16 protein-coding genes are annotated in these 21819 nt (G+C 69.9%); 3 read left to right on the top strand and 13 right to left on the bottom strand.

The features are described 5' to 3' along the window. Positions 1-44: 44 nt before the first annotated feature. The 5 genes from ACR4XJ_RS13200 to ACR4XJ_RS13180 all read right to left on the bottom strand — a co-directional run bounded on the left by ACR4XJ_RS13200 (position 45) and on the right by ACR4XJ_RS13180 (position 6088). Positions 45-410 (bottom strand): tRNA-binding protein, encoded by a 366-nt coding sequence (locus ACR4XJ_RS13200; RefSeq protein WP_434755637.1) that lies wholly within the window; start codon positions 408-410, stop codon positions 45-47. 211 nt (positions 411-621) lie between these two features. Further along, positions 622-1536, bottom strand: a complete 915-nt coding sequence (locus ACR4XJ_RS13195; RefSeq protein WP_434755636.1) for a methyltransferase domain-containing protein — start codon at positions 1534-1536, stop codon at positions 622-624. A 218-nt stretch (positions 1537-1754) separates the two neighbouring features. After that, positions 1755-2948, bottom strand: coding sequence for an anaerobic nitric oxide reductase flavorubredoxin (locus ACR4XJ_RS13190; RefSeq protein WP_434755635.1), 1194 nt, complete (start codon positions 2946-2948; stop codon positions 1755-1757). A 381-nt stretch (positions 2949-3329) separates the two neighbouring features. Further along, positions 3330-3947, bottom strand: coding sequence for an Hsp20/alpha crystallin family protein (locus ACR4XJ_RS13185; protein ID WP_434755634.1), 618 nt, complete (start codon positions 3945-3947; stop codon positions 3330-3332). Between the two features lie 362 nt (positions 3948-4309). Beyond that, the gene (locus ACR4XJ_RS13180) at positions 4310-6088 is read right to left on the bottom strand and encodes a methyl-accepting chemotaxis protein (RefSeq protein ID WP_434755633.1); all 1779 of its coding nucleotides are present in this window, start codon (positions 6086-6088) and stop codon (positions 4310-4312) included. A gap of 408 nt (positions 6089-6496) precedes the next feature. Between ACR4XJ_RS13180 and ACR4XJ_RS13175 the strand changes: the two genes are divergently transcribed. Both ACR4XJ_RS13175 and ACR4XJ_RS13170 read left to right on the top strand, forming a co-directional pair. After that, positions 6497-8698, top strand: coding sequence for a malate synthase G (locus ACR4XJ_RS13175; RefSeq protein WP_434755632.1), 2202 nt, complete (start codon positions 6497-6499; stop codon positions 8696-8698). Positions 8699-8950: 252 nt separating this feature from the next. After that, positions 8951-9682 carry a type 1 glutamine amidotransferase domain-containing protein gene (locus ACR4XJ_RS13170; protein ID WP_434755631.1) on the top strand — a complete coding sequence of 244 codons (732 nt, stop codon included), beginning with the start codon at positions 8951-8953 and terminating at the stop codon, positions 9680-9682. Here the strand turns inward: ACR4XJ_RS13170 and ACR4XJ_RS13165 are convergent. From ACR4XJ_RS13165 to ACR4XJ_RS13130, 8 genes are all read right to left on the bottom strand, one after another. Further along, positions 9663-11051, bottom strand: coding sequence for a protein-tyrosine phosphatase family protein (locus tag ACR4XJ_RS13165; RefSeq protein WP_434755630.1), 1389 nt, complete (start codon positions 11049-11051; stop codon positions 9663-9665). The two genes, ACR4XJ_RS13170 and ACR4XJ_RS13165, sit on opposite strands and share 20 nt — an antisense overlap. Continuing rightward, complete coding sequence (locus ACR4XJ_RS13160) at positions 11048-13666, bottom strand: PEP/pyruvate-binding domain-containing protein (protein WP_434755629.1); 2619 nt, start codon at positions 13664-13666, stop codon at positions 11048-11050. Before ACR4XJ_RS13160 ends, ACR4XJ_RS13165 begins: the two co-directional genes overlap by 4 nt. 51 nt (positions 13667-13717) lie before the next feature. Next, positions 13718-14077, bottom strand: a complete 360-nt coding sequence (locus ACR4XJ_RS13155) for a response regulator (protein WP_007525627.1) — start codon at positions 14075-14077, stop codon at positions 13718-13720. 69 nt (positions 14078-14146) lie between these two features. Then, entirely contained in the window at positions 14147-16366 is a 2220-nt protein-coding gene (locus ACR4XJ_RS13150; RefSeq protein ID WP_434755628.1) for an ATP-binding protein, read from the bottom strand. Beyond that, the gene (locus ACR4XJ_RS13145; RefSeq protein ID WP_434755627.1) at positions 16363-17307 is read right to left on the bottom strand and encodes a phosphate/phosphite/phosphonate ABC transporter substrate-binding protein; all 945 of its coding nucleotides are present in this window, start codon (positions 17305-17307) and stop codon (positions 16363-16365) included. Before ACR4XJ_RS13145 ends, ACR4XJ_RS13150 begins: the two co-directional genes overlap by 4 nt. 28 nt (positions 17308-17335) lie before the next feature. Then, positions 17336-17974 (bottom strand): hypothetical protein, encoded by a 639-nt coding sequence (locus ACR4XJ_RS13140; RefSeq protein WP_434755626.1) that lies wholly within the window; start codon positions 17972-17974, stop codon positions 17336-17338. A gap of 89 nt (positions 17975-18063) precedes the next feature. Then, a complete protein-coding gene (locus tag ACR4XJ_RS13135; protein WP_434755625.1) occupies positions 18064-19203 on the bottom strand; it encodes a sulfite exporter TauE/SafE family protein in 1140 nt (379 codons plus the stop codon). Positions 19204-19298: 95 nt separating this feature from the next. Then, positions 19299-20075, bottom strand: coding sequence for a DUF169 domain-containing protein (locus ACR4XJ_RS13130; protein ID WP_434755624.1), 777 nt, complete (start codon positions 20073-20075; stop codon positions 19299-19301). Between the two features lie 688 nt (positions 20076-20763). Between ACR4XJ_RS13130 and ACR4XJ_RS13125 the strand changes: the two genes are divergently transcribed. Then, positions 20764-21792 carry a permease gene (locus ACR4XJ_RS13125; protein WP_434755623.1) on the top strand — a complete coding sequence of 343 codons (1029 nt, stop codon included), beginning with the start codon at positions 20764-20766 and terminating at the stop codon, positions 21790-21792. The last annotated feature ends 27 nt before the right edge of the window (positions 21793-21819 follow it).

The following is a 21819-nucleotide window of genomic DNA, read 5'->3' as shown; positions in this document are numbered from 1 at the left end:
AAAAACCTTGAAATACGAAAGATGATATCGAGATCCCGCCGGGTCTAGGCCAGTTTCAGGCCGTTGGCTACCGGCCGTTCCGGCACGGCCAGCACCACGCTGCCGTCTGCCTGCGCGAAGCCGGTGACCAGGAATTCCGAGCGGAACGGCCCGATCTGCCGGGGCGGAAAGTTCACCACCCCCACGATCTGGCGGCCCAGCAGGTCGCCCGCTTCGTACAGGTGGGTGATGCGCGCGCTGGACTTCAGCACGCCGATGCCTGGCCCGAAGTCGGCCCACACCTTCCACGCGGGGCTGCGGGCTTCCGGAAATTCCTCCACCTGCACGATGGTGCCGGTGCGCAGTTCCACCTTCTCGAAGTCGTCCCAGGTGATGGCGGGTAGGCCGGATGCGGCGGCGGGGGTGGTCATGGTGCGTTGCTCCCGTGATGCAATGGTGTGTGCCGGCTGCGGCGCGCAATGGCGCGGGCCGGGCCATTTATTCCGGTTTGGTGGCGGCGAACAGCGCGCCTTCGGTGACGGACGAACTGCGATGGCCGGTGCGGCCGATGCAGGCCGCGTCGTGGAATCCCGCCTCGCGGAGCATGGCCAGGAACACCGTTCCCGGTACCGCGCCGCCCTGTCAGCGGAACCAGCAGGACACCACGTCCGGGCCCTGCGGGGCGGGGCCGTCCAGTATCTGGTCGGCCAGGCGCAGGTGGCCACCGGGCCGCAGCACCCTGTGGATTTCGCGCAATGCGGCGGGCTTGTCCACCACCAGGCTGAACACCCCGTTGGAAATGACCACGTCGAAGCTGCCGGAGGCAAAGGGCAGGCGTTCCGCCCCGGTCTCCACGAAGCGTATGGGGGCGGACTGTTCCGGGGCGCGGTGCGCGGGGGCAATGGCGTCGTCCATGGCGGCAAGATTGGCGCGGGCGCGGTCCAGCATGTGCGGACTGGCGTCGGCCCCGGTCACCGCGCCGCCGGGTCCGGCCAGCAGGGCGGCGCACAGGGTGTCCACTCCCGCGCCGCAGCCCACGTCCAGCACGGCGTCGCCGGGGCGCACCGGGCAGGCGGCCAGTTCCGGCGGCAGGCAGCGGTCATGGGGGGCGGTGTCCGGGGTGCCGCCATGCGGCGCGGCGGGGGACCCGTCGTCAAAGCGGACGCCGAAACATACCGGGGCATCCAGTTCCGCATCCGGCATGTCGTTGAACATGTCGCCCGGTACGCCGCTGCCCGAGGCGGACACCTGCTCCGTATGGTCCGGTTCCGGCAGGAAGCACACCGGCGGCCACACGCAGGCGTCCACGGCCGCGAAGGGGTTGCCCACCCCGCAGAAATGCGCGCGCACCCCGGCGGGCAGGCGGCTGGTGAGCGCCCCGTCGTAGCCCAGCCCGGCCAGCCCGGCGTCGCCCACCGGGTAGCGGAACTTGCCTTCCGGCCCCTGGGCTACGGCGATGAAGCGGTCGCGCACGGCGCGGGCGACGAGCGCCCGTTCCGCCGGGCCGAGTCCGGCGGCGCAGGAATCGCCAGCGAAGGGCGGCGTGCGGCGGTGCATGGGTTCCTCGTGAAGGAGGTTGCGGTGTCGGCGCGGGCCGGTCCGTGTGGCGTGCGCGGCGGATGCGGCTGCCCGTGGTTGTCATAGGGGCGGCGCGGCGTGCCGTCAACGAGCGCTGCGCGGCAGGTTCGCCGCCGCGCCGCCCGGAACGGAAACGGGACGCGGGCTTCCTGTCCCGCGCCCCGTGGCGTCGCGCATCCGGCAGTTATGGCGTCCGGCTATTCCTTGGCGGCCTCCGCCAACTGGCGGCCCAGGGCGCGGCAGCGCTCCAGCCCTTCGTCGTCGGGGTTCCACGCCTCGCGGGTCGGGTCGCCCACCTGCGAGAAGCCGCACTTGGCCAGCCGTTCGGCCAGCACCTTGGGCGATTCGCCGCTCCAGCCGTACGAGCCGAAGGCGGCGGCCTTCTTGCCCCGGAACTTCAGCCCTTCCACCTCTTCCAGCAGGCCCGCCACCGAGGTCAGGACGCCCCGGTTCACCGTGGGCGAGCCCACAGCCAGCACCTTGGACCGGAAGATCTGGGTGATGATGTCGTTCTTGTCCACCAGGCCGGAGTTGAACAGCTTCACCGTCAGCGTCGGGTCCGCCTGCGCGGCCCCGGCGGCGATGGCCTCGGCCATGCGCCGGGTGGAGTTCCACATGGTGTCGTACACCACGCTCAGCTGGTGCTCGGCGTAGTTGGCCGCCCATTCCTGGTAGCGCCGCACGATCTGCAACGGGTCCTTGCGCCAGATCACCCCGTGGCTGGGGCAGATCATGTCCACGGTCAGGCCCAGCGCCAGCACTTCGTCAATCTTTTTCGTCACCAGCGGGCTGAACGGGGTCAGGATGTTGGCGTAGTACTTGATGGCCTCGGCCCACAGTTCGCATTCGTCCACCAGGTCCGCGAACATCAGTTCCGAGGCGTAGTGCTGGCCGAAGGCGTCGTTGCTGAACAGCACGTTCTCGCCGGTCAGGTAGCACATCATGGAATCGGGCCAGTGGAGCATGGGCATTTCCACGAACACCAGCTCGCAGCTGCCCAGCGACAGTGTGTCGCCGGTGCGCATCACCCGGAAGTCCCAGTCCGCGTGGTACTGGCCCTTTAGCGACTTCACCCCGTTGGCCGAGCAGTACACCGGCACCTTGGGGATGTGGCGCATCAGTTCCGGCAGCGAACCGCTGTGGTCCGGCTCGCCGTGGTTGGCGATGACGTAGTCGATGGACGAAAGGTCCACCACCCGCGCCAGGTTGGCCACGAATTCGCGGGCGTACGGACCCCACACCGTTTCGATGAGCGCGGTGCGGCCGCCGGGGTCGCGCACCAGATAGGCGTTGTAGCTGGAGCCCTTGTGGGTGGAATATTCCTGCCCGTGGAACGTGCGCAGTTCCCAGTCGATCTTGCCCACCCAGTGGACGCGGTCGGTCAGTTGCATGGCCTGCCTCCGTGCGGCGCGCGTGGCGCACCCTTCCGGCAGCGCCGCGTGACGCGGAAGGGTGAAAAAGGGGATTGCCGATGGTGTCAGGCTGGCAGGATACGCGGCAGCTGTCAACCGGGCCGGAATGGCCCGGCGGGCAAGGGGGCGTGGCGGGCGCCCCGGCCGGGAGGCGGCGCGGAAAACGGCGGAGGGGATGGCCCCTCCGCCGTCGGGCGTGGCGAGTGTCCCCTGTGCCCCGATGCGTTGGACAGGACCCCGGCCGCCGGTCGCCATCGGCTGCCGGACGGGATTCCGCCAGCGTGGGGCGGGAGGGGGATGTGCCCGCCGGGGTGCCAGTGCGGCCCGGCGGACGGTGCGCGGTTCTAGGCGCGGCCCCGGTCAGGCGTGGCAGCCGGCGCGCGGCGCATCCTCGCCGGACACCCATACGCACTCTTCGGACGAGGCGCGGGGAATGCTCACGGTCAGCACGCCGTCCTTGAGGGACGTGGACACGCCTTCGGCCACCGCATCGTCCGGCAGCACCAGAATGCGCCTGAAGGTGCCGGACTTGCGCTCCATGCGGTGCCAGCCCCGGCCCTTGTCCTGCGGCGAGGCGTGCATGCGGCCGGTGATGAACAGCCGCCTGCCGTCCACGTGAACGTCCAGGTCGGGATCATCGCTCACGGCGCCATCGCCGTTGCCGTCCGAGGCACGGGCAAGGCCGGGCGCGTCGGCCACGACGACGTAGGCGTCATCCTCCACCGCGATGTCCACCGCAAGGCGGCGGGTGCCTTCAAAGCCGCACTCGGCGGATTGCAGGGGCATGGCCGTGTACACCAGTTCCTCCGCCCCCGCCAGCTCCATGAGCCTGCGGACCTTTTCCCGTTCGTCAGCGCATTCCACGTCGTAGGGAATGGGGGCCGCACGGCGGCTGTCATCATGCCGGCCGGAACCGGCGTCTTCGCGTTCGGCACCCCTGCGGAACCAGTTCCGGGGGTGCAGTGCGTCCAGTTTCATGGCGGTTCCTCCGTTGTCTTCACCGGCGGGACATGCGCCGCGTGGCCGGGCTCCAGATGGCACGACCCGGATGGCTCGACCCCGGATGGCCGGGTCGCCGTGCGCGAGGCTCCGTGAACAACGGTCTGCCGGGCCTCCCGTGACGCGGGACGCCGGGCGTGCAGGACGGCGGGGGACATGGGGCCGGATCGCGCGGCGCGCGCCGGTTCACAACTGAAAATAATTATCATCCAAAACTTGGCAACCGCCGCCGCAATGCTTTCGTCCGTAGCGGACGCACTGCGCAGGCGGCGCGAAAAGGGCGGGACGCCCGGCCGTTGCCGTGGCGTCCCGCCCCATGTCATCGCATGCGTTGCCGCGGCTTACGCTTCGTCGTGCTGCATGCGCTCGATGAGCCTGCGCAGCGAATGGGCCTGGGTCGCCAGTTCTTCCACCGCGCGGGCCGACTCGTTCATGCCGGCGGAGGTCTCGCCCGAGATGCGGTTGATCTCGTCCACGGCCCGGTTGATCTCCTCGCTGGCGGCGGACTGCTGCTCGCTGGCCGTGGCGATGGAGCGCACCTGGTCGGTGGCCTGTTCCACCAGGGTGACGATCTCGCGCAGGGCCTCGCCGGAACTGCCCGCAAGGCCGGTGGCCTCCTCGATGGACGCCACGGCGCGCTCCACGTGCTCCACGTTGCGGCGGGTGCCCTGCTGGATGCCCGTGATGGCCTCGCCCACCTCGCGGGTGGCCTGCATGGTCTTTTCGGCCAGCTTGCGCACCTCGTCGGCCACCACGGCGAATCCGCGCCCGGCGTCGCCCGCGCGCGCCGCCTCGATGGCGGCGTTGAGCGCCAGCAGGTTGGTCTGGTCCGCGATGTCCGAAATCACGTTCATGATCTTGCCGATGCCGTCGGCGCGGCGGCCAAGGTCGGCCATGTCGTCCTTCAGGGCCACGGCCTGGCGTTCCACGGCGCCTATCTCTTCCACCACGCGGCCCACCACGGCGGCCCCGGTGTCGGCCTTCTGCCGGGCGTGCTCGGCGGTTTCCGCCGCCTGCGAGGCGTTGCGGGCCACCTCGAGCACGGTGGCGTTCATCTCTTCCATGGCGGCGGCGGTTTCCGCCACGCGCTGCGACTGCACGGCCGCCCCCTGGGTGGACTGGCTGATCTGGGCGGAAAGCTGTTCCGAGGCGGACCCCACCACCTCCACCACGCCCTGCAACTGTCCGGCGGCGGCCAGCATGCCCTCGCGCCGCGCCGACTGGGCGCGCCGGGTGGCTTCCTCCGCCTGCGCCATGGCCGCGCGGGCGCGTTCCGCCTCGGCCGCCGCGTCGCGGGTGGCGGCCTCGGCCTCGCCGATCTTGGTCTTCAGGTTGTCCACCATGGTGCGCAGGCTGTCGGCCAGCTGACCCACCTCGTCGCGCTGGTCGATGTCCAGCCGGGTGTCCAGCCGTCCTTCGGCCACGGCAGAGGCGAACACCACCCCGCGCCGCAGCGGCCGCACGATGGAGACGGTCAGCAGCACGCCCGCCAGCAGCGCCAGGGCGGGCACGGCCACCATCAGCACGGAGATCATCGTGCGCCGCCCAGAGGCGGTCTGCGCGGCGGCCTGCTGCTGGGCCTTGGCCGAGGCCATGTTCACGGAAATGACGTCGCCCAGTTCCTTGAACAGCACGCGGCTGCGCTCCGTGGCCGGGCCCAGCACGAAGGCCGCGGCCTTGTCGTGGGCGGCGGTATCGCCGGGGTTGCGTTCCCAGCCGCCGATGAGGGCGGCGGCCTCGGCCATGTCGCGCTCGAAGGCGGCAAGGCTGTCCAGGAATTCGCGCCACTCGGCCTGTTCGGACGCGCCGTGCTCGATGGCCTCGTACCGGGCGATGCCCGACTTGAAGGCCGTGACCGCGTCCGCCAGGTTCTTGTACTGGCGGGCCCTGTCGGCCAGGCCGGGGATGAGCAGGGTGCGGTGGGCCACGGTGACGTTGCGCAGGTTGAAGCGCGCCTGGGCCAGGGATTCGATGCCCGGCAGGTACACGTCGGAAAGTTCGGTCTGCGCGGCCAGTTGTTCGCGCATGCTGACGTAGCCCGTGATGCCGAGGCCCATGGAAAGCAGGGCGACGAAGATGAAACAGGAAACGAGACGGGTGCCGATTCTGACGTTGCGCATGCAAAGCCCCCCTTGCGGTGCCATACGTGCATGGTGTGGCCCTTCCGGCGCCCGCAAAGGGCGGCGGCCGGAGGGGCGGGACGGTGATGGAACGCGGCGCGGCCGTGCCTTTCGGATGGTGCCGCGCGGGACGGACTTTGCCGGTAGAAAGCAGCGCTACACCGGATGCCAGTGCCCGTGCAATCATTTTCGCATGTGCGGCGCGCCTGTCGGTGACCTGGGTCACGAACGGGGCGTTGCAATGGGCGGCCGGGCCGGGTATGCCTGAAATGGGGCCGGAGTCCGCGCTGGCGGGCATCCGGCATCCCGCGCCGCCGGTTTGCGCCGGACTGCCCGCCCCGCGCGCCGATTCCGTCCGCAGGTTCCGTTTCCGGCCCGTTCCGTTCCGCCAACTTACAGGAGCACAACATGACGCAGCGCGTTCAGGTGGGTGGCCTGCAGATCGCAGCGCCGCTGTATGACGTCATCGTCCGCGACATCGCGCCGGGCACCGGCGTGGACCCCGACCGGTTCTGGACGGCCCTCGAGAACATGGTGGAGACCATGACCGGCAGGAACCGCGCCCTGCTGGCGAAACGGGCCGGATTGCAGGACGCCGTCGACGCCTGGCACCGCGAGCGGCGCGGCGCTCCGCACGACGGGGCCGCCTACGAGGCCTTCCTGCGGTCCATCGGCTACCTGGTGGCCGAGGGGCCGGACTTCGCCGTGACCACCGAAGGGGTGGACCCGGAAATCGCCCTGGTGGCCGGGCCGCAACTGGTGGTGCCCATCACCAACGCCCGCTACGCCCTGAACGCGGCCAACGCCCGCTGGGGCAGCCTGTACGACGCCCTGTACGGCACCGACGTGATTCCCGAAGACCCGGCAGAGGGCGGAGCGCCGCGCGGCGGCGCGTACAATCCCGCGCGCGGGGCGCTGGTGGTGGCGCGGGCCGCCGCCTTCCTGGACCAGGCCTTCCCGCTGGCCAGGGGCAGCCATGCCGACGCGGCGCGCTACGACGTGCGCGGCGGCCGCCTGACGGTCACCCTGAAGGACGGCGCGGAAACGGGCCTGGCCGACCCGGACCGCTTCGCCGGGCATTCCGGCGCGCCCGCCGAAGGCAACGGCGCGGTGCTGCTGCGCAACCACGGCCTGCACGCGGAAATCCGCATCGACCGCGAGCACGCCATCGGCCGCGAGCATGCCGCCGGGGTCAGGGACGTGGTGCTGGAGGCGGCCATGACCACCATCCTCGACTGCGAGGACTCCGTGGCCGTGGTGGACGGGGCGGACAAGGCCCTGGCCTACCGCAACCTGCTGGGCCTGTTCCGGGGCGACCTGTCGGCCGAATTCCCCAAGGGCGGGCGCAACGTGTTGCGCACCCTGAACCCCGACCGCGAGTACGTCGGCCCCGATGGCGCGCCGTTCGCGCTGCCCGGCCGCAGCCTGCTGCTGGTGCGCACCGTGGGCCACCTGATGACCACCGACGCGGTGCTCGCCCGGTCCGGCGAAGAGATTCCCGAGGGCATGCTGGACACCCTGGCCACGGCCTACATCGCCCTGCACGACCTGCGCGGCACGGCCCGCTACCGCAACAGCCGGACGGGCGGGGTGTACATCGTCAAGCCCAAGCAGCACGGGCCGGAAGAGGTGGCCTTCACCGTGGAGCTGTTCCGCATGGCCGAAGACGCCCTGGGCATGCCGCGCAACACCCTGAAGATCGGCATCATGGACGAGGAGCGCCGCACCACCCTGAACCTGAAGGAATGCATCCGCGCGGCGGCCGAGCGGGTCATCTTCATCAATACCGGCTTCCTGGACCGCACCGGCGACGAGATTCATACCTGCATGGAGGCGGGTCCGGTGGTGCGCAAGAACGCCATGCGCGGCGAACGCTGGATCACCGCCTACGAGGACTGGAACGTGGACGTGGGCCTGGCCTGCGGCCTTGCCGGGCGCGCGCAGGTCGGCAAGGGCATGTGGGCCAAGCCGGACATGATGCGCGAGATGGTGGAAACCAAGATTGCCCACCCGAAGGCCGGGGCCAATTGCGCGTGGGTGCCCTCTCCCACCGCCGCCACCCTGCACGCCATGCACTACCACGCGGTGGACGTGGCCGCCGTGCAGAAGACCCTGGCGGGCCAGCGCCGCGCCACCCTGGCCGACCTGCTGACCCTGCCCCTGCTGCCGGAAGACCCGGCGAAACGCCCCACCCCGCAGGAGGTGGAGGAGGAGTTGGCCAACAACGCCCAGTCCATCCTGGGGTACGTGGTGCGCTGGGTGGAACAGGGCATCGGCTGCTCCAAGGTGCCGGACATCACCGACGTGGGGCTGATGGAAGACCGGGCCACCCTGCGCATTTCCAGCCAGCACATCGCCAACTGGCTGCACCACGGCATCTGCACCCGCGAGCAGGTGGTGGAGGTGCTCAAGCGCATGGCCGCCGTGGTGGACCGCCAGAATGAAGGCGACCCGGCCTACCGGCCCATGAGCGCCGACTTCGGCGCCAGCGTGGCCTTCCAGGCCGCGTGCGACCTGGTGCTGCTGGGCCGCGAGCAGCCCTCGGGCTATACCGAGCCCATCCTGCATGCCCGCCGCCGGGAGGCCAAGGCCAGGTTCGGCATTGCGTAGGGCACACGCCGCCGCAAGCCATTGAAACACCGCCCCGCCGGACATGTCCGGCGGGGCGGTTGCGTTACGGGCGCCGTCCGGCCTGCCGCGCGTCTTTCCTCTTGCCCGCTCCCCCGGCCTTCACTATGTTGAGATAATGGAGGCTCCCCCTCTTCGTCTCCGGACGCGGGTCATGCGCGGCGCGCCGCCCGTCCCGGAATTTCCGCATTCGCCACGGCAGGCCGCATGCCGCCGTCACATATGGAGGTTGCCATGAAGGTGCTGATGATCGTCACGTCCAACGACAGGCTGGGCGATACCGGCCACAAGACCGGGCTGTGGCTGGAGGAATTGGCCGCGCCCTATTACGTGTTCGTGGACGCCGGGGCGCGGGTCACCCTGGCCTCGCCCAAGGGCGGGACCGCGCCCGTGGACCCGCGCAGCGAGACGGAAGAAGCCGGGAGCAAGGCAACCCGTCGCTTCACGGCGGACCCGGCGGCCATGGCCGCCCTGAAGGACACCGTGCCCCTGGCCGAGGTGCGGCCCGAGGACTACGACGTGCTGTTCTACCCCGGCGGGCACGGCCCCCTGTGGGACCTGGTGGACGATGCGCGTTCGCTGGCCATCATCGAGAACATGCACCGCTCGGGCAAGCCCGTGGCGGCGGTGTGCCACGGCCCGGCCGTGCTGGCGCGGGCCACCGCGCCGGACGGCAAGCCGCTGGTGGCCCGGCGCAACGTGACCGGGTTCTCCAACGCCGAGGAGGACGCGGTGGGCCTGTCGCGGGTGGTGCCCTTCCTGTTGCAGGACGAACTGACGCGCCTTGGCGCGAAATACGAGCGCGGCCCGCTGTGGGAGCCACACGTGGTGGTGGACGGGCTGCTGGTCACCGGCCAGAACCCGGCCTCGTCGGAGCGCGCCGCCCAGGCCGTGCTGGAACTGCTGGCCCGTTCGTGCGGCTGCGCGCCGTATCCGGGCGAGCCCGTCAGGGAGCCGGGGGCGTAGTCCCGTCGCCCCCGTTGCCCCCGTCACCGGTCGCTGCGGGCCGCAGCAGGCAGGCGATGGCGTGGAACACGGTCTGCACGTAGCGGCCGGACAGCACTTCCGGCAGGGGGAAGCAGGGCGGGTCCCCGGCGGGCTCGCACCCGGCCAGGGCCGTGAAGGTACGGCGCGACAGGTCTTCCAGCGGCCGCTCCAGCATGCCCACCCATAGCCGCTCGCGCTCGCCGTCGTCATCGGGGGTGCCGGGGGCGGGCGGCAGACCGGGGGAAGGAGGGATGTCGGACAGGCGGCAGCGCAGCGGGCGGCGGGCGAACAGCATGCACCGCCCGTCCGGCTCATCGGGTGCGCCCATGTCCGCCGCCGGGGCGGTGTCCCCGGCATCCGCATCCGCGCCCGCATCCGTGGCCCGCGCCGTCCGGGCCAGCAGCGGACAGGCGATCCGGTCCGCCGGGGCGTCGCCGCCGCTCGCCCCGCGTGCCGTTCCGTCTTCTTCCGTCATGTGCGCGGACACGGCGCGGTGCGCGCGGCAGGCCTCCTGCACGGCCCCGCGCTGGGCGGCGGTAAGCAGGGTGTCGGCGCTGCGGGCCAGGGCCGCCGCCTCCACCAGCGTCACCACCGGGGGCACGCGACAGCAGCGGGCGTGGTCGCGGCCGCACTGCGGCGCGTCGGCCATGCCGGGCATGGCGCGCAGGGCCGCGTCCAGCCGGGCGGCCAAAGCCTCGTATTCGGCCAGCACGGGCAACAGGTCGTCGTGACGGGCGGGTTCGGGCGCGGGTTCGCGCAGGGTCAGGGGACGGTTGCGGCGGCCGTAGCGGCGCAGGGCGCTCCACTGGCGGTAGTTGGCGGGCTTGGAGCGCAGGCGGCGCATCAGCCGTTCGGTGCGGCGTTGGCCCATGCCCCGGCGCAACAGGTAGGCGTTGAGCACCGTGCCGGTGCGGCCGATGCCGTAGCGGCAGTGGATGTACACCCGGCGACCCAGGTACACGGCCTCGTCCAGCCAGTCCAGGGCCTGTTCCAGGGCGGCCTCGTCCGGGGCGTGCTCGTCCTCTATGGGCAGGTAGAACACGTCGAAGCCCTGCTCCTGCTCCAGTTCCGCCAGCACGCACAATTCCTCGCACAGGTTCAGGATGGCCTGGATGCCCTGCTCGCGCAGGGCGTCGAGGTGCTCGCGCGTTACCGGCGCGGGCCCGGCGGCGATGTGCGGGGTGACCCAGGTGACCGGGAACGCGGGATGGCCCGAGGGGGCCTGGGTGGTCAGGGCGTCGCGCAGGAAGGCGGCCACCCCGCGCGCGGCGCGCAGCAGCAGGCCGCCCCGGCGCGGGCCGCCCCCACCCGGCGAAGACGCTGGCGGCGACGCGCCGGACCCGCTCATGGCGCGCCCCCGCCCGCCGTGTCCAGCCGGGCCAGGAAGTCGTCGGCCATGGCCTCGGCCTCGTCGGCGTCGCCGATGCGCACGTCCAGCAGGCGGGTTTCCGCCAGCAGCATGCCCAGCATGGCCAGGCGCTTCTGGATCACCGCCTCGGCGTCCGGGCCGTGCCGGGCGTCCAGCAGGTCGCCGCGCGTCTTCACGGCAAAGCCCTGCCGGGCCAGCACCCGTTCCAGCACGCGGATGCGCAGCTCGCGCCCTTCCGCCGCCGCGCCGCCGCCCTTGAACCGGAACTGGATGTAGTTGGTGCGGTCTTCCGGCGCGCACAGGGTGTCCACCAGCGCGAAATGGTAGCCGAAGCGCATCATCAGGTGCGCGTAGTGGGCGGAGATGACCGCGTAGCTGGCAAGCTGGGGCGCGTCGCGCCGGAAGATGCCCGCGCTGATGCGGTCCAGCTCGTTCCAGTCCGCCGCCGGGGGCATGTTGGCCCACAGCTCGCGCGCGGCGGACAGGCCGAACCACAGCGCCCACATGGGCGTGGAGCGGAAGTCGTCGGGGCCGATCTCCTCCTTGCCCGCCGCCGTGGGGAACAGCCCGTCCTCGATGTTCAGCACGTACATGATCATGGGCACGTCGGTGCGCAGCTTCTTGGCCCCGCCAAGGCCGCGCCCGCCGCGCCCCACGAGAGAGAACATCTCGGCCACGCCGCGCTCGTGGGCGAAGCGCACCAGGTCGTGCATGGACCGGCAGTTCTCCGGCGCGAAGTCGCTGGAGGCCGGGTCCGTCAGGTTCAGCCTGGCGATGTGCTGCATGGCCCGCGCCAGCCTGCGCATGCCGCCGTGGCGTTCGCGGGCCGCAGCCGCCGCCCTGCGCCGGGCGCGGGGCAGCGTGCCGTCCCCTTTTTCGTGGGGCGGCCTGCCCCCGTGAATGCGGCCGGTGGCCCCGTCCACGGTGACCACGGCCCCGTCGGGGATGGCGGTGAACGGGTCGGCGATGCCGGTGACCACGGGCAGCCCGAACTCGCGGGCCACCGAGGCGAAATGGCAGGCCCGGCTGCCGGTCTGGGCCACCACGGCTTCCAGCCGGTCAATGATCCGGGTCAGCGAGGGACCGAGGGTGGTGGTGACCAGCACGGTGCCCTGGGGCATGTCGCCGATCTCGCAGCAGATGGCCGCGTGGCGGGCCGTGCCGCTGCCGACCCCGGCGGAGACCGGCTCGCTGCCTTCGGCCAGCAGGGGCAGCGCGTCGTGGGATGCGTCGGCTGCCGGGGCGGCATCCCCCGCGTCATCCACCCCGGCGGCCCGCTCCGGCACGACGCCGTGCTCCGTGCCGCCGGGCACCGGGCGCGACTGCACGATGAAGATGCGCCCTGTCTGGTCCAGCACCCATTCCACGTCCTGCGGTTCTCCGAACAGGTGTTCCAGTTCACGGCCGTAGCGGGCCAGCCGCTTCATGTCCTCTGTGGTCAGCAGTGGCGTGGTCAGCAGGGGGGTGGCGGGCGCCGGGTGGGTCTGGCCCCGTGGCTGTTCCGCCGCTCCCGGCGCGGGCCGTTCCAGGATGCGGCTGCGCGGCCTGCGCGACAGCCACGCCGATTGCGCGGGCGTGTCGCCGCTGACCAGCACGTCGCCGGTGCCCGCCACGGCGTGCACGGCAGTGACGCCCTCGGCCAGTTCCTCGGCGGGCAGGCGGCGCGGCGGGTCGGGGTCGCGGGTGTAGATCACCCCGGCGCAGGCCGCGTCCAGCATGGGCATGAGCAGCGCGGCCATGGGGGTTTCCGCGTCGGCCAGGCCGTGCAGGATGCGGTAGGACAGCGCGCGCGGCTGGTACTTGGAGGCCACCACCCGCTTCCAGGCGGTGCCCGCGTGGGCGGGCTCCACCCGCAGCACGCTGGCGTACTGCCCGGCGAAGGACACCGGGCCGTCTTCGGCCACGGCGCTGCTGCGCACGGCCAGCGGGGCGCGCTGGGGGCTCATGGCGTAGGCGGCGGTAAGGATGTCCTCCTCCAGCCGGGGCGGCAGTTCCGCCTCCAGGATCATGGCCCGCAACTCCTCGGAGATGGCGGCCAGCTCGTCCGGCCGCGACAGGCGCAGGCGGCGCAGGCGCGCGTCGATGGGCTCGCGCAGTTCGTTGTGCTCGATGAAGTAGTGGTAGGCGGCGGCGGTGACCACCGTGGCGTCGGGCACGGGCAGCATGGTCTCGCGCCGCACGGCGGCCAGGCGCGCGGCCTTGCCGCCCGCCCGGTCCGGGCGCTGGTGCGCCTCGGCCAGGGGGATGACGTAGGGGGGCGCAAGGTCCGGCTCGGGCACGCTGACGGCCATGCGCATGTAGAAGGCGATCTTGTTGCAGTAGTCGGCCAGGCCCATGTACCGGGCGGGGTTCATCTCCATCAGCTGGCCCAGCATGGCGCGCACCGCGTCGTCCAGCTGGTCGGCCAGTTCGATCACGCGCGACCAGTCCACCTTCTCGTTGCCGTAGTGGATGTCCTCCAGTTCGGCGATGAGTTCGAGGCTGCGCGAGTCGTGCCGCAGCAGTTCGCGGAAGGCGTTGTACTTGCGCCGCAGCAGGGTGCCGGGCGCGAAGACCTGGTAGGTCCAGTGACGGAACAGTTCGCCGATGGCCATTGCGCTCCTTCGGTGGGCAAGCCGTGGTGACGGAAAGATATCGCAGGGACGCTACGCGCCCAGCACCTCGGCCACCTTGCTTTCCAGTTCGTCCTTGTCGATGGGCTTCACGCAGTACTCGTTGGCCCCCAGGCGCAACGATTCGCGGGCCGTCTCCAGCGTGGGGTAGCCGGTGAGCATGATGACCCGGATGTCCGGGCGCAGCTTCTTCAGCTCTTCCAGCACTTCCACCCCTGTCATGCGCCGCAGCTTCATGTCCAGGATGGCCAGGTCCGCGCCCTTGCCGCGCACGTGGGCGATGGCCTCCTCCTCGTCCGTGAACACCGAGACCGCGTGCCCCTTGCGCTCCAGGATGCGCTTGATGAGCACGCCCGCGTCGATGACGTCGTCCAGCACGATGATGTCCGCCATGGGCTTCCTTCCTTCGCTCCCCACAAATGAAAAATTTGGGGGGGAGGGGTTCGGGGAGGGAGACCCTTGTCAAAGGGTCCCCTCCCCGGTTCGTTCTTTCGCATTTTCTGCCGGGTCTTCCGGCTGCACCTTCTCCCTGGGGTCGATGTCGGGCAGGTCGGCGGCCCCTTGGGGTTCCAGGGGCAGGACCACGCGGAACACCGAGCCGGGGCCGCGCACGGCGCCCTGGGGCATATCTTCGTCGATGAAGCCGGGCGGCAGGGGGCTGTGGGCTTCGATGAAGCCTTCGTGGTCCTCGATGATGCCGAAGGACACGGACAGTCCGAGGCCGGTGCCCTTGCCCACGGGCTTGGTGGAGAAGAACGGGTCGAAGATCTGTTGCAGGTTGGGTTCGGGGATGCCGATGCCGGTATCGGCGAACCAGGCGGTGACGGTCATGTTCACGATGTCCAGCCGGGTGCGCACCTTGATCAGCCCGCCGCCGGGCATGGCGCCCGAGGCGTTGTGCAAGAGGTTCATCCACACCTGCTTCAGCTTTTCGGGCGCGCCGTAGATGACGGGCAGCCGGTCGTCGAGGTCGGCGAGGATGGTCACGTTCTCCAGCGAGAAGGTGTGGCGCACCAGCGAGACCACTTCCATGATGGAGTTGTTGAAGCACATCTCCTTCTTCTGGCTCTGGGTCTGGCGCGAGAAGCCCAGCAGGTCGGAGACGATCTTGCGGCAGAACTTGGCCTGCTTCTCGATGATTTGCAGATCCTGGTGCATCTGGCTTTCGGCGGGCACGTCCTCTTGCAGCAGCTGCGCATAGCCCAGGATGATGCCGAGGGGGGTGTTGATCTCGTGCGCCACGCCCCCGGCCAGCTTGCCCACGGATTCCATCTTCTGCGACTGGATGAGCTGGTCCTGGTAGCTGCGGATGGCGGTGATGTCGCGCGCGGTGGACAGCACGCCGATGATGCGCCCGCCCTCGTCGAACACGGGCACCTTGACCAGGTGGAACCATTCGTCGCGGCCGTGGCCGAAGTCCGCGGCGGCGTCGCTTCCGGCCCCGCTTCCATTCCCGCCCCCGCTGTCGCCCCCGCTCTGGCCCCCGCTCTGGTTCAGGACGTCGCGGCGGTCCTGCGCCTCGCGGTACACGGGCATGCCGGTGGTGAGGACGGCGCGGTTCTCGGCCACGCGCATCTCGGCCGTATCGCGCGGGAACAGCTCGAAGTCGTTCTTGCCGATGATCCCGGACGGGGGCAGGCCCAGCCAGTCGGCAAAGGCCTTGTTCACGGAAAGATAGCGCAGGTGTTCGTCCAGCAGGGCCATCCGGTCGGGGGTGACTTCCAGGATGGTGCGCATGATGCCCTGCTGACGGGTCAGGTCGCGCTCGGTCTCGCGCAGGTCGGCGATGTGGGCGCGCAGGGCGTGGGCCATGACGTCGAAGGTGTCGGCCAGTTCCTCTATCTCGTCTCCCGCGAAGGTTTCGTACACCTCGCACTGGCGGCACTGGGCGAGCTTGGCGGGGTAGGCCCGGCCGTCGCACCCGGCGCAGGCGGTGCCCTTGACGTACCAGCAGCGGCGTTCGGTGTCGCCGTAGGCGGGGCAGTCGGTGCGGCCGCACAGCCGCTGTTCCCAGCAGTTGCGGCGCAGGGAGGTGGTGGCGGGCAGGTGCAGGTTGCCGCGCACGATTTCCTCGGCGTGCACCTTCAGCGCGCCGATGCGGGCGGTGATGCGCTTGGCGAAGTGGGCGCTGATGACCACGGCCACCAGCAGCGCCACCACCGAAAGCCCGCTGATGGCCAGGATCATGCCGTTGACCACGTCCAGCACCTTGGTGCGCGAAAGGCCGATGCGGACGGCGCCGAACTCGCGCCCGCCCACCATCACCGGCGCGGCGAAGTCGTAGATGCGCTCGCGCCCGGTGTCCAGCAGGCGCACGGCAAGGTGGCCGTCCTCGGCCTTGTTGGTTTCCAGCAGGTCCAGCGGGAAGGTGCGGCCGAAGGTGTGGGCCAGCACCTGGCCGCGGTCGTCCACGATGAAGGCGTAGACGATGTCGCTGTCCACGTTCAGCACTTCGTCCACCAGGTTCCTGAGGCGCAGGAAGTCGGTGGACAGCATGGGGTCGGCCGCGCGCAGGGCCAGGTTGGAGGCCAGCACCGCGCCGCGCCGCTTGCTTTCCTCGATGAGCGCGTTGGCCGCGATGCGCGTGACGAACACCGACAGCAGCGCGGCCACGAACAGCACGATGAGCGTGATGCCGAGGTTGAGCTTGCGGCGGAAGTTCAGGCGGCGCAGCGGGTTCATTCGACGCCTACCTTGGACGAGTCCAGCCGTAGCTTGGAGAACAGTTCGCGGCAGGGGTCGTAGTCGCTGTCGGTGGTGGGAATGATGCCGCGCATGCCCGCCGCGGCCAGGATGCGTTCGTGCTCGGGGTCGTTTTCCGAAAGGGCGAACATGGCGGCGGCGATGCGCTGCACGATGTCCGGGTCCAGCCCCTTGCGCGCGGCGTAGACCCAGCTGGGGTATTCGCGGGTGTTGGCCACCACCTTCAGGGCGGACAGGTCCACCTTGCCTTCCAGGATGCCCAGGGTGCCTTCGCGGATGGAGGCGATGTCGTAGCGGCCCGCGTACACGCCGAGCACGGCCTTTTCCTGCTTGCCGCCGGGGCCGGGGGCAAAGGCGATTTCGGCGAAGTCGCTTTCGGACAGCCCCTTGTCGTGGAAATGGCCCAGCACGAACAGGTAGCCGCCGGCGGAATAGGGATCCACGGCGATCCAGCGCTTGCCCCGGCAGTCCCGCTCGTTCTTGATGGCCGAGTTGTCGGCCCGGGCGATGATCTGCCCCCGGAAGGTGGCCCGGCCCGAGGGTTCGACGATGCCCGCGAAGGCCCGCGCGCCGCTTTGCGCCAGCAGCACGTAGGTCATGGGGTTGGAGAACGAGATGTCTATCTCGCCGCGTTCCACCATGCGGCGGTGCGCCTCGAAGGTGTCGGGGAACACCTGGCGGATGGCGAGGCCGGTGGCCTTCTGGAGGTATTCCACAAGGGCGCGGTGGCGCAGGTACGAGGTGGAGTGGGAATACTGCGGCAGGTAGGCGTAGGTGATGGCGGGCACCGCCTCGGGCGCCTTCACCTCGGCCCGGCGGGTCATGTCCACCCGGGTCACGGGTTCCGCGTCCCACCACAGCTGGATGGCGGCGGCGATGGCTATGACGAGGGCGGCTATGGCGAGAAAGCGGGTGCGCACCGTGTGGCTCCGGAAGGGAAAGGCGGCCCTAGCCGCCCTGGCCGCCCCGGCCGTCCCGGCCGTCCCGACAGCCGGGGTCGCCGGGGGCGGGGGCGTGCGCGGGTTCTTCGCGGGGGATGTTGGCGGGCGGCGTGGCGGCCCAGGCCTGCAAGCGGGTGAACCACCCTATTCTGGACATGACGTTGGCATAGATGATGCGCAGCGGAATGTACAGGAGCAGGAACCAGAACAGGATGGAGGGCTGCTGCCCGATGAGCGGGGCGTCCCACGGCAGTTCCGGCGTGGCCCCGGCAAAGCGCATGTCCATCCAGGCCAGGGCGAAGGGCAGGGGGATGATGGACACGCAGAACATGGCCCCGCCCAGCGAGAAATAGTGGCCGAACGCCTCGTGGGCCTGCCTGTTGACCGCCTTGTAGCTTTCCTTGTCGCCCGCGCGCAGGGCCGCTTCCGACAGCTTGTGATGATGTTCCATGCCGTGGCGCAGCTCCGCCAGGCGGCGGCGGTTGATGCGCGTGGCGCACAGCGACAGCGCGCTGCCGAACGCGATGCACCACAGGGCCAGCACGGCCGTGCCCAGCGCGAAGCCCGCCAGGGCGTTGCCCGGCAGGCGGTAGGGCGCGATGAACAGGGGGTCCAGCCAGGCAAGGGCGGCGTGCAGGGTATCCATGATGGGTGCAGGTTGCCTCTGTTCGGAAGAAAAGTGAAGGGGGGCGGGGCGCAGGCCCCGCCCCCCGGCGTATCGCGGAGCGGACTCGGCTAGCCGAAGATGCGGTAGTTGAAGAAGCCGCGCAGCACGTAGTCGATGCCGACGTACAGGGCCAGCACGATGAAGAGGCGCTTCAGCCACATGTCGGAGAAGTACTTGGAGGTGCGGGGGCCGATGATGGAGCCCAGGAAGATGCCCACCAGTTCGGTGCCGATCAGGGTCCAGTCGAGCGGGGTGCCCTTGCTGACCAGGGTGGCGATGGAGGTGACCATGGAGATGAGCACGGCCAGGGCAGAGGTGCCGGCGGCCAGGTACATGGGCAGCTGCGAGATGCTGGTCAGGAAGGGCACCAGCAGGAAGCCGCCGCCCACGCCGAGGAACGCGGCGATGGCGGAGATGACGATGCCGCCCACCACGGGCAGGATGGGGTTGAACGAGAATTCCACGCCCGAGAAGGTGAACACGCAGCGGGTGAGGCTGGTGGAGATGACGTGCACGCCGATGGACTTTTCATCCACCTGCTCGCCGCTCTTGATCTTCTTCACCGCTTCTTCGAAAGCCTTGGCGGCTTCCTTGGCCTTCTTCTTGGAAGCCTGGCCGGCGGGAGAGGTTTCCCAGAACAGGTACACGCCCAGCACCAGCACGAACAGGCCGAAGTAGCCCTGGTACTGCGAGAACGACACCTTGCCCGCGAAGAACGTGGCCGAGCCCCACGCGCCCAGCAGCGAGCCCGCGCCAAGGGCCAGGGCCAGCGGCAGCACCAGGCGGCCCATCTTGTAGTAGTTGAACGAGGAGATGAGGGACGAGAAGCCCACCAGCCACTGGTTGGACGCGCGGATGGAGTCGGTGGCCATCTTGTTCAGGGGCAGGTCCTTGCCCAGCGTCTTGACGTAGCCGCCAAGGCCGAACACCGTCATGTGGCCGACACCGGCCATGACGCCGCCGAACGCGCCCACGGTGGAGAATATCCAGCCCACCCAGATCGCCCAGGCAAAGGACAGGATGGGGCTGACGTGGGGGGCGCCGGGAATGCCGAGGAAGCCTTTGGGGTCGTCGGGCTTGACCTTGCCGGCCTGGACGGCGCCGTCGATGGCGTCGGACAGCTTGTCGGCCCAGGCGGGCTCGAACCACAGAAGGCTGACGGCAACGACGGCCGCGAGCAACAGCAGGTGTTTGGTGTGCTTGGACACGGTCTCTCTCCTTGGGATGGTTTTCGGTGCGCTTCCGAAACGGGAACGGGGGCCGCCGCCCACGGGGGGCGACATGGCGGCGGCCCCCGTCGTGCCTACTTTTCTTTCTTGAAGATGATCAGCGGACAGTTCTTGCAGACGTCCGCGCCGGGGAAGTTGTCGCCGGGGCGGGTGATGGCGCTGCTGCCAAGGTTGCGCTTGCGTTCCAGCAGGCGTTCCACGGTAAGGCCCATGTGTTCGCCGGGGATGACGAAGTTGATCTCGCCGCGCTCGGTCTTGCCCGCGTTGTAGCTGCCGGAGCAGGCGGGCAGCATGTTGGCGGTCTTTTCCAGGTACGAGTACACGGTGCCGCCGCAGGCCGAGGAGTTCATGGTCACGTTGGTCTTCAGCGGGTGCTGGTCGGTGGCGGCCATGTAGTCCACGGCCAGGTGGTAGGCCTGCATGTTGTCACAGTAGAAGTGGATGACCGAGGGATCGACCACGGCGTCGCCCAGCGGCCCCACGGCGATGGCCTTCAGCCCTTCGGGCAGGCGCGGCTTGGAACGCACGAAGCGTTCGGCCTGGGCCAGGTCGCGCACGTACTTGGCGTGGCTCTTGATCTCGTTGTCGTCGATTTCCTTCCAGCCGAAGGACACCAGGGCGTTGGAGCAGCCCAGGCCCTCGGGGCCGGACAGCACGGTCTGGCCCTTCATGCGCGCGGCGATTTCCCACTGGCAGAAGGTCATGGGCTTCACGGGCAGGTAGAACTCGGCCTTTTCCTTGAAGGTTTCCAGTTCCGCCTCGTCGAAGAAGAATTTGACGGCGATGGGGTAGTGGTACAGACGCAGTTCGTCCATCAGGACCTGCTGCATTTCCTTGTAGCTCAGCGACATGTGCGTTCTCCTCGGGCGTGCGGCCCGTGTTGCGTGTCGTGCCTGCCTGGGCGCGGCGCTGCCGCGCAGCCTGTGGCGGGACGCCGCATCCGTTCCTGTCCGTTCCTGCCTGGGCTTGTCAGGGCATGCTCGTCATGCCCGCGCAGGCGGGGGATGGAACCGGCGATGCTCCCGGCGAAGGAGGGTGCGAGCCTTCGGCGGGGCCGTGGTGCGCATCCGGTGGTTCTGCCTGGGCCTGCCAGCCGGGGCAGCCGGATACGGGATGGCGGCGTGTCGGTAGGCCGCCCCTACCAGCCGTGAAAAAACCGGGCAACGGAAAACGGGAATGCGAAAAAATGCACTTTGCGCACAAGCGAAGCAGGGTGACGCCAGGTATTTTTGTGAGGTTTATGTGAAATAAATAATGAATATTTATTTTACATGAATGAATGCTGATAGGAGCGGTCGCTACAGGCGAGAGCAGCGGAAGTGCGGGGTGTTTTCCCGGTTGCATATCATGTCCGGCGTGGAATGGACATATGAATGTGCCGCAAACCGGGAGCGGCGGACGCCATGGATGCAACCCGGTTGCATTCGTGCCGCGCGCGGGGTATGCGGGCGTGGCGGTGCGCATCCACCGGCCGTTCCACCGTCCGCCATTTTCCCGTCACCGCACCATCCACACCATTCCCGCCATCCCCGCCATCCCATGGACGCACGCCTCATCCATCTCGCCCAGACCGCGCTTGCCGTGTTTCTCGAAGCCCTGCCCTTCCTGGTGCTGGGCTCGCTGGTGTCCGCCTGCATGGAGGTGTTCGTGCCGCGCGCCTGGGTGGAGCGGCGGGCGCCCAAATCCCTGCCGGGGGCGCTGGCCTTCGGGGTGGCGTTGGGCACGGTGCTGCCCACCTGCGAATGCGGGGTGGTGCCCGTGGTGCGGCGCATGCTGTCCAAGGGGGTGCCTGTGCCCGCTGCCGTGGCCTACATGCTGGCCGCGCCGGTGGTGAACCCGGTGGTCATGGTTTCCACCTGGGTGGCCTTTCGCGGCGATGTGCTGATGACCGGGCTGCGCGCGGCGGTGGTGGCCGCCACGGCGGTGGCGGTGGGCGTTTCCGTGCGCCGCATGGCCGTGGACCGCGCATTGCGCCCCAATTCGCCGGGCGCGTCCGGTTTGCCGGACGCCTGCGGGTGCGGCTGCGGGCATGACCATGACGAAGACCGCCCCCTCCCGCACCTCGTTGAAGCGCCGCTGCTGCCGCACTTCCGCGAGGTGGAGGACGCCCTGGCCGCGTCACCCGCTTTCGCCGCGTCCTCCGTCACCGTGTCCCGCGCGGCGCAACTGCACGGGGTGGCCCGGCACATGACCGCCGACCTGCTGGACGCCTGCGCCTGGCTGCTGCCCGGCGCGCTGGCCGCCGCCGCGTTCCGCACCTTCACCCCGCCCGAGGCGTTGTTCCTGTTCATGGACAGCCCGGCCCTGGCCATTCCGGCCCTGATGGGGCTGGCCGTGCTGCTCAGCGTGTGCTCCGAGGCCGACGCCTTCGTGGCCGCCTCGTTCGTGGGCTTTCCCGCGTCGGCCCGGCTGGCCTTCGTGGCGCTGGGCCCCATGCTGGACCTGAAGCTGATGGCCATGTACGGCGCGGCGTTCCGGCGCGGGCTGGTGCTGCGGCTGGTGGTGCTGCCCACCCTCTGCGTGTGGGCGGCGTGCATGCTGCTGGCCGGGCTGGGGGTGCTGGAATGAGCCCCGTCCGTTCTGTCCACCCTGTCT

Source organism: Nitratidesulfovibrio sp. D1 (assembly GCF_051133415.1).
Taxonomy (GTDB): domain Bacteria; phylum Desulfobacterota; class Desulfovibrionia; order Desulfovibrionales; family Desulfovibrionaceae; genus Cupidesulfovibrio.
The sequence above is the reverse complement of the archived record's forward strand: the minus strand, read 5'-3'. Positions and strand labels throughout refer to the sequence as shown.

Coding starts and splice junctions, on each gene's coding strand:
- ACR4XJ_RS13170 (WP_434755631.1), top strand. CDS start 8,951: ATGAAGGTGCTGATGATCGTCACGTCCAACGACAGGCTGGGCGATACC.
- ACR4XJ_RS13185 (WP_434755634.1), bottom strand. CDS start 3,947: ATGAAACTGGACGCACTGCACCCCCGGAACTGGTTCCGCAGGGGTGCC.
- ACR4XJ_RS13150 (WP_434755628.1), bottom strand. CDS start 16,366: ATGAACCCGCTGCGCCGCCTGAACTTCCGCCGCAAGCTCAACCTCGGC.
- ACR4XJ_RS13125 (WP_434755623.1), top strand. CDS start 20,764: ATGGACGCACGCCTCATCCATCTCGCCCAGACCGCGCTTGCCGTGTTT.
- ACR4XJ_RS13175 (WP_434755632.1), top strand. CDS start 6,497: ATGACGCAGCGCGTTCAGGTGGGTGGCCTGCAGATCGCAGCGCCGCTG.
- ACR4XJ_RS13155 (WP_007525627.1), bottom strand. CDS start 14,077: ATGGCGGACATCATCGTGCTGGACGACGTCATCGACGCGGGCGTGCTC.
- ACR4XJ_RS13200 (WP_434755637.1), bottom strand. CDS start 410: ATGACCACCCCCGCCGCCGCATCCGGCCTACCCGCCATCACCTGGGAC.
- ACR4XJ_RS13130 (WP_434755624.1), bottom strand. CDS start 20,075: ATGTCGCTGAGCTACAAGGAAATGCAGCAGGTCCTGATGGACGAACTG.
- ACR4XJ_RS13160 (WP_434755629.1), bottom strand. CDS start 13,666: ATGGCCATCGGCGAACTGTTCCGTCACTGGACCTACCAGGTCTTCGCG.
- ACR4XJ_RS13190 (WP_434755635.1), bottom strand. CDS start 2,948: ATGCAACTGACCGACCGCGTCCACTGGGTGGGCAAGATCGACTGGGAA.
- ACR4XJ_RS13180 (WP_434755633.1), bottom strand. CDS start 6,088: ATGCGCAACGTCAGAATCGGCACCCGTCTCGTTTCCTGTTTCATCTTC.
- ACR4XJ_RS13195 (WP_434755636.1), bottom strand. CDS start 1,536: ATGCACCGCCGCACGCCGCCCTTCGCTGGCGATTCCTGCGCCGCCGGA.
- ACR4XJ_RS13140 (WP_434755626.1), bottom strand. CDS start 17,974: ATGGATACCCTGCACGCCGCCCTTGCCTGGCTGGACCCCCTGTTCATC.
- ACR4XJ_RS13165 (WP_434755630.1), bottom strand. CDS start 11,051: ATGAGCGGGTCCGGCGCGTCGCCGCCAGCGTCTTCGCCGGGTGGGGGC.